This is a genomic window from Brevundimonas faecalis, assembly GCF_040549405.1.
Lineage (GTDB): Bacteria > Pseudomonadota > Alphaproteobacteria > Caulobacterales > Caulobacteraceae > Brevundimonas > Brevundimonas faecalis.
This window is the reverse complement of the sequence record NZ_JBEPTF010000001.1, coordinates 1,551,448-1,567,761: the sequence shown is the minus strand read 5'-3', so window position 1 is coordinate 1,567,761 and position 16,314 is coordinate 1,551,448. Positions and strand designations below refer to the sequence as shown.

General features: G+C 66.6%; 18 protein-coding genes. 13 read left to right on the top strand and 5 right to left on the bottom strand.

Annotated elements, in window-relative coordinates:
• The first annotated feature begins 2 nt into the window (after nt 1–2).
• Nucleotides 3–1,631 (top strand): Na+/H+ antiporter, encoded by a 1,629-nt coding sequence (locus tag ABIE19_RS07740; protein ID WP_354088541.1) that lies wholly within the window; start codon nt 3–5, stop codon nt 1,629–1,631.
• Here ABIE19_RS07740 and mazG read toward each other — a convergent pair.
• Both mazG and ABIE19_RS07730 read right to left on the bottom strand, forming a co-directional pair.
• On the bottom strand, nt 1,628–2,416 hold the full coding sequence (gene mazG, locus ABIE19_RS07735; RefSeq protein ID WP_354088540.1) for a nucleoside triphosphate pyrophosphohydrolase: 789 nt from the start codon (nt 2,414–2,416) through the stop codon (nt 1,628–1,630). The two genes, ABIE19_RS07740 and mazG, sit on opposite strands and share 4 nt — an antisense overlap.
• A complete protein-coding gene (locus ABIE19_RS07730; RefSeq protein ID WP_354088539.1) occupies nt 2,417–3,778 on the bottom strand; it encodes an MFS transporter in 1,362 nt (453 codons plus the stop codon).
• Between the two features lie 119 nt (nt 3,779–3,897).
• Here ABIE19_RS07730 and ABIE19_RS07725 point away from each other — a divergent pair, with 119 nt between their 5' ends.
• From ABIE19_RS07725 to ygiD, 4 genes are read left to right on the top strand one after another with little or no spacing between them, the layout of a single operon-like run.
• On the top strand, nt 3,898–4,776 hold the full coding sequence (locus ABIE19_RS07725) for a M15 family metallopeptidase (RefSeq protein ID WP_354088538.1): 879 nt from the start codon (nt 3,898–3,900) through the stop codon (nt 4,774–4,776).
• Nucleotides 4,751–5,254 carry a hypothetical protein gene (locus tag ABIE19_RS07720; protein WP_354088537.1) on the top strand — a complete coding sequence of 168 codons (504 nt, stop codon included), beginning with the start codon at nt 4,751–4,753 and terminating at the stop codon, nt 5,252–5,254. The genes ABIE19_RS07725 and ABIE19_RS07720 overlap by 26 nt, the downstream gene beginning before the upstream one ends.
• 52 nt (nt 5,255–5,306) lie before the next feature.
• The gene (gene wrbA / locus ABIE19_RS07715) at nt 5,307–5,909 is read left to right on the top strand and encodes an NAD(P)H:quinone oxidoreductase (RefSeq protein WP_354088536.1); all 603 of its coding nucleotides are present in this window, start codon (nt 5,307–5,309) and stop codon (nt 5,907–5,909) included.
• Between the two features lie 4 nt (nt 5,910–5,913).
• Nucleotides 5,914–6,669: a 4,5-DOPA-extradiol-dioxygenase gene (gene ygiD / locus ABIE19_RS07710; protein WP_354088535.1), complete on the top strand. Its 756-nt coding sequence runs from the start codon at nt 5,914–5,916 to the stop codon at nt 6,667–6,669.
• A gap of 9 nt (nt 6,670–6,678) precedes the next feature.
• On the opposite strand, the gene ABIE19_RS07705 is transcribed toward ygiD, so the two are convergent.
• The 3 genes from ABIE19_RS07705 to ABIE19_RS07695 form a co-directional block, all read right to left on the bottom strand.
• Nucleotides 6,679–7,380 carry a M23 family metallopeptidase gene (locus ABIE19_RS07705; protein WP_354088534.1) on the bottom strand — a complete coding sequence of 234 codons (702 nt, stop codon included), beginning with the start codon at nt 7,378–7,380 and terminating at the stop codon, nt 6,679–6,681.
• A gap of 56 nt (nt 7,381–7,436) precedes the next feature.
• Nucleotides 7,437–7,847 (bottom strand): DoxX family protein, encoded by a 411-nt coding sequence (locus ABIE19_RS07700; RefSeq protein WP_354088533.1) that lies wholly within the window; start codon nt 7,845–7,847, stop codon nt 7,437–7,439.
• Between the two features lie 89 nt (nt 7,848–7,936).
• Complete coding sequence (locus tag ABIE19_RS07695; RefSeq protein ID WP_435521139.1) at nt 7,937–9,493, bottom strand: AMP-binding protein; 1,557 nt, start codon at nt 9,491–9,493, stop codon at nt 7,937–7,939.
• Nucleotides 9,494–9,695: 202 nt separating this feature from the next.
• On the opposite strand from ABIE19_RS07695, the gene lipA reads away from it, so the two are divergent.
• From lipA to pdhA, 8 genes are all read left to right on the top strand, one after another.
• Nucleotides 9,696–10,670: a lipoyl synthase gene (gene lipA, locus ABIE19_RS07690; RefSeq protein ID WP_354088531.1), complete on the top strand. Its 975-nt coding sequence runs from the start codon at nt 9,696–9,698 to the stop codon at nt 10,668–10,670.
• Nucleotides 10,671–10,674: 4 nt separating this feature from the next.
• Nucleotides 10,675–11,127: a type II toxin-antitoxin system RatA family toxin gene (locus tag ABIE19_RS07685; protein ID WP_354088530.1), complete on the top strand. Its 453-nt coding sequence runs from the start codon at nt 10,675–10,677 to the stop codon at nt 11,125–11,127.
• A gap of 6 nt (nt 11,128–11,133) precedes the next feature.
• Nucleotides 11,134–12,255, top strand: coding sequence for an NAD(P)/FAD-dependent oxidoreductase (locus ABIE19_RS07680; protein WP_354088529.1), 1,122 nt, complete (start codon nt 11,134–11,136; stop codon nt 12,253–12,255).
• 148 nt (nt 12,256–12,403) lie between these two features.
• A complete protein-coding gene (rpmF, locus tag ABIE19_RS07675) occupies nt 12,404–12,586 on the top strand; it encodes a 50S ribosomal protein L32 (protein WP_327446456.1) in 183 nt (60 codons plus the stop codon).
• Between the two features lie 112 nt (nt 12,587–12,698).
• Nucleotides 12,699–13,304 (top strand): hypothetical protein, encoded by a 606-nt coding sequence (locus tag ABIE19_RS07670; protein WP_354088528.1) that lies wholly within the window; start codon nt 12,699–12,701, stop codon nt 13,302–13,304.
• Between the two features lie 112 nt (nt 13,305–13,416).
• The gene (gene eno / locus ABIE19_RS07665) at nt 13,417–14,694 is read left to right on the top strand and encodes a phosphopyruvate hydratase (RefSeq protein WP_354088527.1); all 1,278 of its coding nucleotides are present in this window, start codon (nt 13,417–13,419) and stop codon (nt 14,692–14,694) included.
• A 150-nt stretch (nt 14,695–14,844) separates the two neighbouring features.
• Nucleotides 14,845–15,165 (top strand): FtsB family cell division protein, encoded by a 321-nt coding sequence (locus ABIE19_RS07660; protein ID WP_354088606.1) that lies wholly within the window; start codon nt 14,845–14,847, stop codon nt 15,163–15,165.
• Between the two features lie 114 nt (nt 15,166–15,279).
• The gene (gene pdhA, locus ABIE19_RS07655; protein WP_354088526.1) at nt 15,280–16,311 is read left to right on the top strand and encodes a pyruvate dehydrogenase (acetyl-transferring) E1 component subunit alpha; all 1,032 of its coding nucleotides are present in this window, start codon (nt 15,280–15,282) and stop codon (nt 16,309–16,311) included.
• Nucleotides 16,312–16,314 lie beyond the last annotated feature (3 nt).

Below are 16,314 nucleotides of genomic sequence, written 5' to 3'. Positions count from 1 at the left end.
CCATGCACCTGATCGAGACCATCCTCTTCCTCCTGTTGGCCGTGGTGGTTTCGGGTTGGGTCGCGCGGATCACGCGGATCGCCCTGCCTCTGGTGCAGATCGCTCTGGGGGCGGGCGTGGTGATGATCACCGGCGAAGCCGTCGATCTGAAACCCGACATCTTCTTCCTGCTGTTCCTGCCGCCGCTGCTGTTCGTGGACGGCTGGCGCATTCCGAAGGAGGCCCTGTTCCGCGACCGGGTCGTGATCCTGGAGCTGGCGCTCGGCCTGGTGGTCTTCACCGTGGTCGGGCTGGGCTTCCTGATCCACTGGATGATTCCGGCCATGCCCCTGGCCGTGGCCTTCGCATTGGCGGCCATCCTGTCGCCGACCGATCCGATCGCCGTATCCGCCATCGCGTCGCGCGCGCCGATCCCCAAGCGGCTGATGCACATCCTGGAGGGCGAGTCGCTGTTGAACGACGCGACGGGCCTGACCTGCATGCGCATCGCCGTCATCGCCGCGACGACCGGCGCCTTCTCCCTGACCAGTGCGGTCGGAACCTTCGCCTGGCTGGCCCTGGCGGGGATCGCCGTCGGCGTCGCCGTGACCCTGGCCATCGGCCTGCTGAAGGCCTGGATCAGCCGGCGCTGGGGCGAGGACGTCGGCGGACAGATCCTGATCAGCCTGCTGATCCCCTTCGCCGCCTATCTGGCCGCCGAAGTCGTCCACGCCTCCGGCATCCTGGCGGCCGTCGCCGCGGGCGTGACCATGAGCTTCACCGAACGACAGGGCTCGGCCATGGCGGCGACGCGCATCCGCCGCGCGGTCGTCTGGGACACGGTGCAGTTCGTAGCCAATGGCCTGATCTTCGTCATCCTGGGCGAACAGATGCCCTCGATCATGGCGCGCGCGGCCGAGGTCATTCAGTCGACCCAGCACAAGGAGGTCTGGTGGCTGGCGGTCTATGTGTTCGCCATTGTCGCGGCCCTGGCCGCCCTGCGTTTCGTCTGGGTGTGGACCTCGCTGAAGTTCACCCTGTTCCGCCGGCGCGGCAAGAGCGCGCCGCCCAAGGTCGGCCTGCGGCTGGTCGCGGTCATGTCCCTGGCGGGGGTGCGCGGCGCCATCACCCTGGCCGGCATCCTGACCCTGCCCTTCGTGTTGGGCGACGGCACGCCCATGCCGGCGCGCAACCTCGCCATCTTCCTGGCCGCCGGGGTCATCGTGGTTTCGCTGGTGCTGGCGAGCGTGGCCCTGCCGCGCCTGCTGAAGGGCATAGAACTGCCGCCTGAACCTTCGCATCTCGAAGAAGAGGACCGCTCACGCGTCGCCGCCGCCTCGGCCGCCATGCGCGCCATCGAGGACACCCAGCACGCCATGGCCGAGGGCAAGAGCAATCCCGACCTCTACGCCGAGACAGCGGCGCGGCTGATGGAGATCTATCGCCACCGCATCGAGACCCGCACCCATGTCGAGGGCGACGACGTGGTGCTGGCCCGTCAATCAGACGAAATCGAACGCTGCCTGCGCCTCGCAGGCCTCGCCGCCGAACGCGCCGAACTGGTTCGGTTGGGCCGGATGCGGCTGGTGGACGAGGAAACGGCCCGCAAGCTGATCCGCGAAGTGGACCTGCAGGAGCTACGCTACGTCTAGGCCTTCTCGGCCGCCTTGGCGGCGTCCCACAGGGCGTCCATTTCCGCCAGGTCGGACTGTTCCGGCGTGCGGCCGTCCTTGGCCAGTTCGGCCTCGATGAAGCCGAAGCGACGCACGAACTTGGCGTTGGCGGCGCGCAGGGCGTCTTCGGGCTCGACCTCCAGCTTGCGGGCTAGGTTGGCGACGACGAACAGCAGGTCGCCCAGTTCCTCGCGCGCCCTGTCCCTGTCGCCGGCGGCGATCTCCACGCGCAGTTCCTGAACCTCTTCCGCCAGCTTGTCGAAGACCTCGTCGGTCGAGGGCCAGTCGAAGCCGACGCGACCCGCCCGCTTGGTCAGCTTGGCCGCGCGGGTCAGGGCGGGCAGGCCGATGGGCACGTCGTCCAGAACGCCGTGCTGCGCCTTGGCCTTGCGCTCGGCGGCCTTGATGTCTTCCCAGCGCGCCTTCTGGGCCGGGCCGCTGGCCTTGGCCGCCTCGTCGCCGAAGACGTGCGGATGGCGGCGGATCAGCTTGTCCGCCATGGCCTCGGCCACGTCGTCGAAGGCGAAATGCCCGGCTTCCTCCGCCATGCGGGCGTGGAAGACGACCTGGAACAGCAGGTCGCCCAGTTCGACCTTCAACTCCTCCATGTCGGCGCGCTCGATGGCGTCTGCGACCTCGTAGGCCTCCTCGATCGTATAGGGGGCGATGGTCGCGAAGGTCTGTTCGACATCCCAGGGACAACCGCCGTTCGGATCGCGCAGGCGAACCATGATCTCTTTCAGGCGGTCGACGGAGTGGGTCATTCAGGCGGTCCCGGCGTCGCGGGCGATGAGCGCCTCGCGGATTTCATCATGCCGCTGCGGCGTCAGGGGATAGCCCTTCAGCACCCAGGCGGCGCCCGCCAGTAGCAGGCCCGGCACGGCGATGAACAGGATCTGCAGCATTAGCAGGGAGAATTCGCTGTTCCCCTCCGGTCCCGGCAAGGCTTTGAAGCCGACCCATTGCAGGATCAGATAGGGGATCAACGCCACCACGTGACCGATCTTGGTCGTCGCCGACAGGATGGAGAACATCAGGCCCGTCCGGTCCACGCCCGTCTCCAGCCGGACCTCGTCGCCCGCATCCGCCATCATGGCTCGCAGCAGGAACAGACCGGCGGCGTAGGGCAGGCCGGCGATGAACATGACGGCCGCGGTCACGACGAAATTGCCGCCGGGAACCAGGGTGGCGGCGATATAGAGGCCGGCGAAGATCAGGCTGGCGACGGCCAGGGCCCGGTCCTTGCCGATCTTTGTCGCCAGCCAGGCCCAGATCGGCGCGCCGACCAGTCCCGCCACGAAGTAGAAGAGCATGAACAGCGACGCCTGGGTGTGGTCATAGCCCTTGATCTGGCCGAAGAAGAAGAACAGCAGCGACCCCGTGATGCCCGGCGCCACGCCCAGCAGCAGATCGGCGATCAGCAGCTTGCGCACCGTCTTCATCTTGAACAGGGCCAGGTAGGCGCTCGGCCCGCCGTGCGGCGGCGCGCCGACGTTGACCGGCTCAGGCACGGCGATCATGGCCAGACCGATGGTGACAGGCAGGGCGATCAGGATGGCCCACCCCATGATCCGCACGCCGTCGGCGTAGTCGCCTATGCCCGTCTTCACGACGATGGTCGGCAGGATCAGGATCAGGATGACGCCGATGATGTTGAACACCTGCCACCAGCCGTAGACGCGGCTGCGCTGGTCGTACTGGGGCGCCAGCACCGCCGCCCAGCCGAGTTGCCCCAGGGTGCCGATCGAGAAGCCCAGGTAGAGAACCAGCAGCCAGGCGAACAGATAGGCGGGACCGGCGCCCGGCTGAACGACCACGAACATCATCAGGGCCGACAGCATCAGGATCGGCGTCGAGACCAGCATCCACGGCCGATAGCGACCGAAGGCCGTCTTGGTCTTGTCCATGCCCCAGCCGATGAAGGGGTCGAAGACGATGTCGATCAGCCGCACGGCCATGAAGACGGCCGCCACGACGCCCAGTTCCAGCCCGACGTGGGTGGCGTAGAACTCCGGCAGGGTGACGGGCAGGGCGACCCCGAAGGCCGCCAGCGGCAGGCAGGGACCGGAAAAGGCGGCCAAGACGGCGTTGGAACGGCGCGGGGCGTCGACGGCGGCGGATGTCATCAGGCGTCCGATATGCAACCGGCCTTGAGTCGGCCGACCTTCACCATGCCGGTTTTCCGCGATCAGGCGAAGACGGTCTTGCGATCCGGCGCAAGCTGGGGCCTGCTGGGCGCATGACCGTGCGAATTGCAGTCCTGGCTGCGGCCCTTCTCTCCCTGTTCGGCGCCTCGGGCATGGCTCACGCCGCGACGAACGCGGGCGAGGCCCAGATCTGCGACCGCCTCACCACAGCCTGGGACAGCGTCGCCCAGGGCAATGCGGTTTCGCTCTACACCCTGGAATGGGCTCCGTTCGGTTCGTCCGAATGGGGGTGGGAGACCTACATTCCCCTTATTCAGCGCGAGGTTGGCTCTCCGTGCGACCCGGCTTCGCCCGGTTTCGCGGAGGCCCTGGCCGCCTTTCAGTCCCGCCATTCCCTGCCCGCTACGGGACAGTTCGACCAGGCGACCTTCCAGGTGTTTCGCGGCCTATGGCAGGAACGCCGCCCCTTCGTCATGGCGCGGGTGAGGGGAGAATGCCCCGATCCGCCGCCGATCAACATGCTGGCCTACCTCGACCCGAACGAGGAGCACGCCCAGCGGATGACGCGCCTGTTGCGCCGCGACGTGCTGGACGCCTATCGCCGCATGGCCGCAGCCGCCCGCGCCGAGGTTCCCGCCATCGCCGCCGATCCGGAGTTGATGCAGATATTCTCCGGCTTCCGCGACCCCGAAGCCGACGCGGCTCGATGCGCGGCGCAGGGCAATTGCGACGGGGTGCGCCGCGCGGCCTGTTCGCCGCACAGGACCGGAACGGCGGTGGACATCCACGTCGGCCACGTGCCCGGCATGGGCGTGGACTCGACCGACCCGACCAGCCGTCGCCACATGGCCCAGGGGCCGACCTATCGTTGGCTGGTGGCCAACGCCGCCCGCTTCGGCTTCACCCCCTACGTCTTCGAGCCCTGGCATTGGGAATGGACAGGAACCGGCGATGATCAGGCCTCTGGCGGACGGTGAAGCGGCCCTGGCGCGCGAGGTCTTCGGCCGCGCGCTGAGACTGGACGACATCCGTTTCCTGGGTTCGCCATGGCCCTTCGACCGCGCCTTCGTGCCCGGAAGCTGGTTCGGCCGCGACTGGATCGTCTGGCCGAAGAAGACGCTGGCGCCCGACCTGTCGCGCGCACCGCTACGCACCCAGGCTGTTTTCATCCACGAGATGGTCCACGTCTGGCAGGCCCAGAACGGCACCAATCTGTTGACCGCCAAGTTGCGCGCGGGGGACGGTCCAGGGGCCTACGCCTATCCTCTGGACGACCTGTGCGAATGGGACGGCCTGAACATCGAGCAGCAGGCCATGGTGGTCGAGCATCGCTTCCTACTGTCGCGCGGCGGGCGGGCGCCTGCGAACCAAGCCTTCTATGATCGCGTCTGTCCTCTAGGCCGGGCGGATGGAAATTTGACGAAGGGGGCTTGCGGCGACGCAACATCCAGTTAAATCAGCGACTGGCACAGTTGCTTATGTGCCGTTTGATTTAGCGGAGCCCTCGATGCCCAAGATTCTCGTCCTCTACCACTCGACCTACGGCCATATCGAACAGATGGCCCAGGCCGTCGCCGAGGGCGCGCGCGGCGTCGAAGGCGCCGTCGTGGACATCAAGCGCGTGCCGGAAACCGTTCCGGAAGAGCTGGCCCGCAGTTCCGGCTACAAGCTGGATCAGGCGGCCCCGGTCGCCGAGGTGTCCGACCTGGCCGCCTATGACGCCATCATCCTGGGCGCCGGCACGCGGTTCGGCACGGCCGCCTCGCAGATGCGCGCCTTCCTGGATCAGACCGGCGGCTTGTGGGCCCAAGGGACGCTGCTGGGCAAGGTCGGCGGCGCCTTCACCGCCACGGCCACCCAGCACGGCGGCCAGGAAACCACCTTCGCTGGCTTCCACAACTACTTCCTGCACCACGGCATGGTGGTCGCGGGCCTGCCCTACGCCTTCGGCGGCCAGATGCGCCTGGACGAGATCACCGGCGGCTCGCCCTATGGCGCAACCACCATCACGGGCGCCGACGGATCGCGCATGCCCAGCGAAACCGAACTGGACGGCGCGCGCTTCCAGGGCAGACACATCGCGGAAATCGCGAAGAAGCTGCACGGTTAAGATCATGCGCCAGCCCGCCGTCTTCTTTGGTCACGGCTCTCCCATGAACGCCCTCGGCGGTCCCTACGCGGACGCCTGGCGCGAACTGGGAGAGGAGATCGGCAAGCCGAAAGGCGTCGTCATGGTCTCGGCCCACTGGGAGACGCGCGGGCTGGGCGTGACGGCGCAAGAACAACCCGAAACCATCCATGATTTCGGTGGCTTCCCGCCCGAACTTCACGCCGTGCAATATCCCGCGCCCGGCTCGCCCTCGCTGGCGAACCGGGTGGCGGAACTGACCGGCACCGTCCAGACGACCCAGTGGGGTCTGGATCACGGGACCTGGTCGGTCCTGGCCCACGCCTGGCCCGAGGCCGACGTGCCTGTGGTGCAACTGTCGCTGGATCGCACCCTCGACGCGCGCGCCCACTATGAACTGGCGAAAAGGCTGCGTCCGCTGCGGGACGAGGGGATCGTGATCGCCGGCTCAGGCGACTTCGTGCACAACCTACGGACATGGAAGCGCGCGGGCGGCGAACCTTATGACTGGGCCGTCGACTTCAACGAGGCGGTGAAGCGCGCCTTCCTGGCCGGCGACCATGAGGCGCTGATCGACTGGGTCCATCTGGCCGAACAGGCCCAACTCAGCGTGCCGACGGACGAACACTATCTGCCGCTGCTCTACGTCGCCGCCCAACAGGCGCAGGACGAACCGGTGCGCTTCTTCAACGACGTGATCGAGGGCGGCTCCATCTCCATGACGGGCGTCCGGATCGGCTGACGGCTTCGATCAGGCTGGAGCCGGCACGCTGCGGATACGCTGCCGCTTCTTGGGCAGGGCATGTTCCTGAAGGCGCCACTCGCCCTTCAGGTAGACTTCATAGCGCGCGAACTTGAACGGAATGACCTGGACGCTGTTCGGCGACGGATCGCTCATCAGGTGGAAGTGCAGGTGAGGGGCGACGGACTGACCAGAGTTGCCGACCTCGGCCACCTGCTGATTGACGCAGACAGGATCGCCGATGCGCGGGATGATCGAACCCGTCCTGGCGTGGGCCATGAAGGCAAACACGCCTTCAGAGTCTGCGGATTCGATGACCAGGTGGTTCCCCGCGAACGCGCCGATGTCGCCGCCCGTCGCTTGCAGGGTTTCAAGTCGCTTGCGTTGGCTTGGTGAAACCGTCGCCGACAGGCTTTCAAACATGGCCGTGATGAAGCTCTGCGACCTTTCCGAATGACCGTCGACAGCGGTTACGACACGCCCTTCGAACGGGCTGACTATGGGCTGCCCCCAGCCCAGATACTGATCTAGGGGCACGGCGGTCAGAAGTTCATGCAGGGACGACTTCCGGGTCGCACGAAGTTTCCTGTCCAGACGTATGAAATCGAACGCCAGCTCGTGACCGGCCTCGGTGCCGTCCGCGCCGACGAACCATTCTCCCTGCAAAGGAAATTGGACGATCAACTCACTAGTCACGGCGGCGTCCCCCAAGGCTGATCTTCATGACGGGCGTCCGGACCGACTGACCGGACGCCGCGCCACATGCGTCAGCGGCGACGGCCGCCGCGCAGCATGTTGTCCAGGGCGATCGGTCCCGGACCGGCGAAGACCAGGAACAGGAAGACGAAGCAGTAGAGGGCCGCCAGTTCTCCGCCGTTGTTGATGGGGTAGAGGCTCTGCGGCGCATGGACCATCCAATAGGCCACGGCGGTGAAGCCCGACAGGACGAAGGCGGTCGGCCGGCTGAACAGGCCCAGCACGATCAGGACGCCGCCGACCAGTTCAATCGGCCCGGACCAGCCCGCCAGGGTCGACAGGTCGATTCCTCCGCCATGCCCGCCCGGCGGGAAGCCCAGTATCTTCTGGCATCCGTGCTGGAGCAGCAGCAGCCCCGCCACGATGCGCAGCAGGCTCAGAACATGCGGCTCCCAGCGGGAGAGGGAATTCGAACGGGCCATGGCGTCTCCTCAGCCTTCTTGCGCCCCGTCTGTGCGGGGGCTGACAAGGTCGAGCTTATGGGAAGCGCACGGAACGGCAAGCCTCGGGATCAGCCGCCCTTCAGTTCCTTTTCGACCATCTTCTGGATGGCGACATAGTCGGTCTTGCCGGTGCCCAGGACGGGGATGGCGTCGATCTTGATGATCTTCTTCGGCACGGCCAGTTCCGGCGCGCCGTTGTCACGCGCCCATTCCGACAGGCGCGCAGCTTCCGCCGTCGCGACGTCCGTGACCAGAACCAGCCGCTCGCCCTTCTTGGAATCCGGCACGGCCACGACCGCATGATGGCCATCGGGCCAGACGGCGCCGGCCATGCCCTCGACCGCCGTCAGGGACACCATCTCGCCGCCGATCTTGGCGAACCGCTTCACCCGGCCCAGGATGGTGATATAGCCCTCGGTGTCGATGTCGACGATGTCGCCCGTGTCGTGCCAACCGTCGGCCAGGGGCTCCAGATTGTCGGGATCGTTCGGCGAGATATAGCCTTCCATCACGTTCGGCCCGCGCAGGTACAGGCGGCCGCCGACCGCGATGCCCTCGACCGGCTCGATCCGGTATTCCATGCCCGGCAAGATCTGGCCCACCGTGCCCGGTCGGTTGCGGTCGGGATGGTTCACGGCCACCACGGGCGCCGCCTCGGTCGCGCCGTAGCCTTCCAGCAGTTCGACGCCGCCGAACTTGGTGTTGAACATCTGGCGCGTCTCGTCGCGCACCTTTTCCGCACCCGCCACCGCGAACTGCAGGGTGGCGAAATCGCCCGGCTCGGCCACACGCGCGTACTGGTTCAGGAAGGTGTCGGTGGCGAACAGGATCGACGCCTTCACCTGGGGCAGCAGGTCGGTGATCTGCTTGGCGTGCAGGGGCGAGGGATATTCGAACGCCTTCAGGCCCTGCAACAGCGGCAGGATGACCCCGCCGGTCAGGCCGAAGCAGTGGAAGGTCGGCAGCGGGTTGAACATGACCCAGTCCGGGTCCAGTTCGATATGGGCGGCCACCTGCCGCGCATTGGCGACCAGGTTCTTCTGGCTCAGCACCACGCCCTTGGGCGCGCCGAAGCTGCCGGAGGTGAACAGGACCACGCCCGCCGAATCCGGATCGGTCTTCACGCGGAACCGCTTGGGCGCCATGCCGGCGCTCAGGCCGTAGAGCTTGTCGGCCACGCCGATGGTCTTGCGGATGTCGTCCAGCCAGACGATCTCCGCCGCCTCGGCCAGGGCCTCCATCAGGTCGTCCAGCTTGGCTTGGGTGACGAAGCGCTTGGCCGACAGGATCTTCTTCACGCCCGCCGTCTTCAGCGCCGCCTTCAGATTGGCCTCGCCCGAGGTGAAGTTCAGCATGACCGGCACGCGACCGAAGGCGTGCAGGGCGAAGAAGGTCACGACCACGCCCGCGCTGGACGGCAGCAGAACGCCCACGCGCTCGCCCGGCTGGGTCAGCTTGGCGATCTTGCGCCCCAGGACGAAGGCGGCCCTGATCAGGCCGGTGTAGGTCAGGGGGTGGCGATCCTGGTCCTCCAGGATCTCCTTGTCGCCGTAGCGGGCGCGCGCATCGACCAGCGCGTCGAACAGGGTTTCGTCGTAGACCTTGGGGTCCAGGGCTGCCCGCAGCAAGCACGTCCTCCTTCGGAGAGCTCTGGCGCGGCCCTCTCGGTTACAAGAGGCCGGAACCTAGTGACGTAAGGTCGCCTTGAAAAGATGCGTAACGTCGCGTGATGCCCTTCCGTTCGCGGACTGAAACCGAGTGTGCCTTGCCTTTGAAGCGCGGAAGTCCGACATAGCGGCCTTGAAAACAGGAGCCAGACCGCCGGCGATGGTCACGCTGATCGACACCCTGCAGAAGAAGCCGTCCGAGCTTCGTCACCCGGAAAAGCAGAACCGGCCGGATTCAGTCGTGCTGAAGAAGCCCGACTGGCTGCGGGTGAAGGCGCCCGGTTCGGGCCAGTACAACGCCACCAAGGACATCGTGCGCTCCAAGGGTCTGCACACCGTCTGTGAGGAGGCCGCCTGCCCGAACATCGGCGAGTGCTGGAGCCAGAAGCACGCCACGCTCATGATCATGGGCGACACCTGCACGCGGGCCTGCGCCTTCTGCAACGTCAAGACCGGCCTGCCGCAACCGCTGGACCCGGAAGAGCCGGCCAAGGTCGGTCTGGCCGTCCAGCAGATGGGCCTGAACCACGTCGTCATCACCTCTGTGGACCGCGACGACGTGTCCGATGGCGGCGCCGCCCACTTCGCCGAGGTGGTGCGCCAGATTCGTCTTCAGGCGCCGAACACCACCATTGAAATCCTGACCCCCGACTTCCTTCGCAAGGACGGCGCGGCCGAGGTGATGATCGACGCCAGGCCCGACGTCTTCAATCACAACCTCGAGACGGTTCCGCGCCTCTATCTGAAGATCCGGCCCGGCGCCCGCTACTTCCACTCCCTGCGCCTGCTGCAGATGGTCAAGGAGCGCGACCCGAACCAGTTCACCAAGTCCGGCATCATGGTCGGCCTGGGCGAGACCAAGGAAGAGGTCATGCAGGTGATGGACGACATGCGTTCCGCCGGCGTCGACTTCATCACCATCGGCCAGTACCTGCAGCCGACGCGCAAGCACGCCGCCATCGACCGCTTCGTCACTCCGGAAGAGTTCAAGGCCTATGAGGCGATCGCCCGGGCCAAGGGCTTCCTGATGGTGTCGTCCTCGCCGCTGACGCGCTCGTCGCACCACGCGGGCGACGACTTCGCCCGGCTGCGCGCGGCCCGCGAGGCCCAGTTGTCGACCCGGAACGGCCGCTGACCCCTTGGCCGTCCATCGGGTAACGCGCATCCTGCCCTATGCGCCTGAACAACTCGCCGCCCTGGTGGCGGACGTGCGCGCCTATCCCGACTTCGTGCCCTGGATCACGTCGATGCGCGTCTGGAACGAACGGGACGAGGCGCCGGGCGTGCGCTTGCTGGACGCCGAAGCGGGCGTCGGCTTCGCCTTCCTGTCCGAGCGGTTCTCGACCTGGGTGCGCCACGACATCCATGCGCCCAAGGTCGAGGTCGGCCTGATCCGCGGCCCCTTCAAGCATCTGAAGAACCGCTGGGAGTTTCATCCCCACCCCCAGGGCGCGCGACTGGAATTCTTCATCGACTTCGCCTTCAAGTCGCGCATGCTGGACATGATGCTGCAGGCGAACTTCGACCGGGCGGTCGAAAAGCTGATCCAGTGCTTCGAGGGCCGGGCCCAGGCCCTATACGGCAGGAGGTAGAGACCGATGAGCGCGCCTTTCGACTTCGATGCGACGGTCGTGGGCGCGGGAGCCGTAGGGCTGGCCTGCGGTCGGGCCTTGGCCAAACGCGGCCTGACCGTGCTGGTCCTAGAAAAGGAGCCGCACATCGGCCAGGGCGTGTCCTCGCGCAATTCCGAGGTCATCCACGGCGGCCTCTATTATCCGACCGGGTCGCTGAAGGCGAAGTTCTGCGTCGAGGGCCGTCGCGCGCTCTACGACTTTCTCGACAGCCACAAGATCGACCACTGGAAGTGCGGCAAGCTGGTCGTGGCGACCGAGGAGGCCGAGGTCGAGCGCATCGAGGCCATATTCCAGCAGGCGACGACCAATGGCGTGGAGGGTCTGGAGCATCTGACCGGCGCCCAGGCCCGGGCGCTGGAGCCGGAACTCAACGCCCATGCCGCCATCCTGTCGCCCGAGAGCGGCGTCTTCGCCAGCCACGACTACATGCTGGCCCTACAGGGCGAGATCGAGGACGCGGGCGGCTCCGTCGTCGTTTCCACCCCGTTCGAACGGGCCGAGCCTCTGCCCGGCGGCGGCTTCCGCGTCACGGCCGGCGGCGAGGGCGGGGCGGTCCTGACCACGCGCCTGCTGGTCACGGCGTCGGGCCTGTCGGCGCAGGATGTCGCCGCGCGGATCGAAGGCTATCCGGCCGCCGACATCCCGGCGCGCCATCTGGGCAAGGGAATCTACTTCCGGCTGACCGGACCTGCGCCCTTCAATCGTCTGATCTACCCGCCGCCCATTCCCGGCGCCCTGGGCACCCACTATCGCAAGGACCTGGGCGGACAGGGGGTGTTCGGTCCCGATCTGGCCTATGTCGAGACCGAGGACTATTCGGTCGATCCGGGCAAGGCGGAAGAATTCGCCCGCTACATCCGCCGCTTCTGGCCCGGCGTGAAGGCGGAACGACTGACGCCCGACTACGCCGGCATTCGCCCCAAGCTGCATGGCCAGGGAGAGACCCAGCCGGACTTCCAACTGCACGGCGTCGCGAATCACCGCCTCGAAGGTCTGATGGCCCTGTTCGGCATCGAAAGCCCTGGCCTGACCAGTTCCCTGGCGATCGGCGAGGCCGTGGCGCAAAGGCTTGCTGGGCCGAACTGACCGGCTTTCCGCCCGCGCGACCGGAAGGCCTTGAAATCGGTTGCGGCTTCATGCATAAGCTCGCCCTCGCGTGGCGGCTCTCATTCTGGGGCCGCCGCTGTTGTTTTCGCGTCTTCACCGGCGCACCGACTTAGAGATTGAGACGGACATGGCCGTTCCGAAGCGCAAAGTATCCCCCTCGCGTCGCAACATGCGTCGTGCTCACGACGCCCTGGGCGCCAACACCTATGTCGAAGACAAGGACACCGGCGAGCTGCGTCGTCCGCACCACGTCGACCTGAAGACCGGCATGTACCGCGGCCGTCAGGTTCTGACGCCGAAGGAAGACTAAGTCTTTTCCGACGACGCCGGTCTCGACCGGACGAAGTTTTTGGCGGCGCGCGATGTCATCGCGCGCCGTTTTCGTGCGTTATGGGCGGCGAACCCGATCCGGAGAACGCCGCATGATCCGTAACGCCGCCCTTGGCTCCGTCGCCCTGTTGACCCTGGCCGCCTGCAACGCCCCCGACACGCCGAAAACGCCAGAAGCCAAGCCGCCTGAAGCCGTAGCCTCAGCTTCTCCCGCCGCTGCGGATGTCCTGACGCCTCAGGGCTACGGCCCCTTGAAGATCGGCATGACCCAAGCCCAGGTCGACGCCGCCGTGGGGCCGCCGCCCGCGAACGTCGCCGAAGCCGAACCCTCGGAATGCCGACAATATCAGGCGCCGCGCGCGCCCCAAGGCCTGTTGGTCATGATGGAGAAGGGGGTTCTGACCCGCCTGACCGCCGTAAGGGATTCCGCGATCAAGACGGCCGACGGCGTCGGTCTCGGTTCCGACGGCGAGCAGTTGAAGACCCGCTACGGCGCGTCCGCCGGCGTCACTCCCCACAAGTATCAGGAGGCGCCCGCCGCCTATGTCACCCTGTGGCCGGGCGCGGATCATCTGCTGAACACCTACGTCTCCGACCCCGCCGCTCGCGGTCTGGTGTTCGAGATCGGACAGGACGGCAAGGTCGCCGCGATCCGCGCCGGCGGTCCCAGCATCCAGCTCGTGGAAGGCTGCTCCTGACCCGTCCATGCCGCGATGAGAAGCGGGGAAGGGGCTTCGCAGGTTGGCGATTCGGCGGGGGCGGGCTAAACGCCTTCGTCAGACCACTTCCCTTACAGACTAGAGCGTCTCCATGACCGATATCGCCGACATCGTCGCCCGCCAGATTCTCGACAGCCGGGGCAATCCGACGGTTGAGGTCGACGTCACCCTGGAAGACGGCAGCTTCGGCCGCGCCGCCGTGCCTTCGGGCGCCTCGACCGGCGCGCACGAAGCCGTCGAACTGCGCGACGGCGACAAGGAGGTCTGGGGCGGCAAGGGCGTCCAGAAGGCCGTCGACGCCGTCAACGGCGAAATCTTCGACGCCCTGTCCGGCATGGACGCCGAGGACCAGCGCCGCATCGACGAGGCCCTGATCGAACTGGACGGCACGGAGAACAAGGCCCGCCTGGGCGCCAACGCCATCCTGGGCGTCTCCCTGGCCGTGGCCAAGGCCAGCGCCATCTCGGCCAACCTGCCGCTGCACCGTTACATCGGCGGCGTCTCGGCCCGCATCCTGCCGACCCCGATGATGAACATCATCAACGGCGGCGCCCACGCCGACAATCCGATCGACATCCAGGAGTTCATGATCCTGCCGACCGGCGCCGACAGCTTCTCGGACGCCCTGCGCATGGGCGCCGAGATCTTCCATGCCCTGAAGAAGGCTCTGAAGGACGCCGGCCACAACACCAACGTCGGCGACGAGGGCGGCTTCGCCCCGAACCTCGCCTCGGCCGAAGAAGCCCTGGCCTTCATCACCAAGGCGGGCCAGTCGGCCGGCTATCTGGCGGGCGAGGACTTCCACCTGGGCCTGGACGTCGCCTCGACCGAGTTCTTCAAGAACGGCAAGTACAACCTGACGGGCGAGGGCAAGTCCTTCGACGCCGAAGGCATGGTCGGCTACCTGGCCGATCTGGTCGAGCGCTTCCCCATCGTCTCGATCGAGGACGGCTGCGCCGAGGACGACTTCGACGGCTGGAAGCTGCTGACGGACCGTCTGGGCGACCGCGTTCAGCTGGTCGGCGATGACTTGTTCGTGACCAACCCGCGTCGCCTGGCCGCCGGCATCGGCGAGGGCCTGGCCAACTCCATCCTGATCAAGGTCAACCAGATCGGCACCCTGTCTGAAACCCTTGACGCCGTCGATATGGCCCACCGCGCCGGCTACACCTCGGTCATGAGCCACCGCTCGGGCGAGACCGAGGACTCGACCATCGCCGACCTGGCCGTCGCCACCAACTGCGGACAGATCAAGACCGGCTCGCTGGCCCGTTCGGACCGCACGGCCAAGTACAACCAGCTGCTGCGCATCGAAGAGATGCTGGGCGACCAGGCCGCCTATTTCGGCGACGGCATGCTGCTGAAATAAGCCGACCGTCCATCCGACGCCGCGACGCCGTCCCCGAACCTCGGGGGCGGCGTTCGCAATTACGGCCAAGCTACGGTTCGTTAGGCATTTTCGGTCAGGATAAGGAAACCGTGTTTACGCTCAGAAGGAGCGTCAGTCGTGCCCGAGCAGATGAAGCCCTACCTGCCGTCAGTGTTCCTGTTGTTCTTGATCGTCTACCTCGGCGTTCAGGCCCTGACCGGGCAGCGGGGTCTGTTGAGCGGCGCGGAACGGGACGCCCTGCTGACCAAGCGCGAGGCGCAACTGGCCCATCTGACCGAACAGAGACGCGACCTCGAAGTCCGGGTCCGCTACCTGCGCACCGAGAGCTTGTCCAAGGATCTCCTGGAAGAGCGGGCGAGGGCGGTGCTCGGTTTCGCCGATCCCCGTGACTATGTGGTGCGCGTCAACGCCCCCGCCGCATCGGCTTCGGCCCAGGCCAGCATCTCCTGAACTATTGTTACAGCCTGATCGGCTCGCTTTGCGTTTCGGGAACGAAGGCTGCTAAAGCCCCTTTCCGTAACGATAAGAGTCCCTGAAAGCAGGGGCGCAGCCGGGAGATGCCGGATGGCGAAAGCCGCCGCTCAGAAAACCTCGCCCAGCGCGGGCGACACCAAGATTCCGAACACGCCTCAGGCTTCAAAGGAAGACCTGCTGCGCTTCTACCGCGAGATGGTCCTCATCCGCCGCTTCGAAGAGCGCGCGGGCCAGCTTTACGGCATGGGCCTGATCGGCGGCTTCTGCCACCTCTACATCGGTCAGGAAGCCGTGGCGGTGGGCGTTCAGGAGAGCGTCAAGCAGGGCTATGACAAGATCATCACCGGCTACCGCGACCACGGCCACATGCTGGCCGCCGGCATGGATCCGAACGCCGTCATGGCCGAGCTGACCGGCCGCATCGGCGGCTCATCCAAGGGCAAGGGCGGTTCGATGCACATGTTCGATGTGCCGACCGGCTTCTACGGCGGTCACGGCATCGTCGGCGCCCAGGTGGCCCTGGGCACCGGTCTGGCCTTCGCCGGCAAGTACCGCGGCGACGACTCGGTCGCCTTCGTCTACTTCGGCGACGGCGCCTCGAACCAGGGGCAGGTCTACGAGAGCTTCAACATGGCCCAGCTGTGGAAGCTGCCGGCCATCTACATCATCGAGAACAACCAGTACGCCATGGGCACGAGCATCGAGCGCTCGTCGTCCACGACTGAACTGTTCATGCGCGGCGCCAGCTTCGGCATTCCGGGCGAACAGGTCGACGGCATGGACGTCCTGGCCGTGCGCGACGCTACCGCCCGCGCCGTGGCCCGCGCCCGCGCAGGCGAAGGTCCCTACATCCTCGAGGTGAAGACCTACCGCTATCGCGGCCACTCCATGTCGGACCCGGCCAAGTACCGCACCAAGGAAGAGGTCGACGAGGTCAAGAAGACCCGCGACCCCATCGACCACCTGAAGATGCTGCTCGCCGCCGCCAAGGCGACCGAGGAAGAGCTGAAGGCCATCGACAACGAGGTGAAGGCCATCGTCGCCGAAGCCGTGCAATTCGCACAGGAAAGCCCTGAGCCGGATCCGTCCGAGCTCTATACTGACGTCTACGTGGAGGCCTGATCC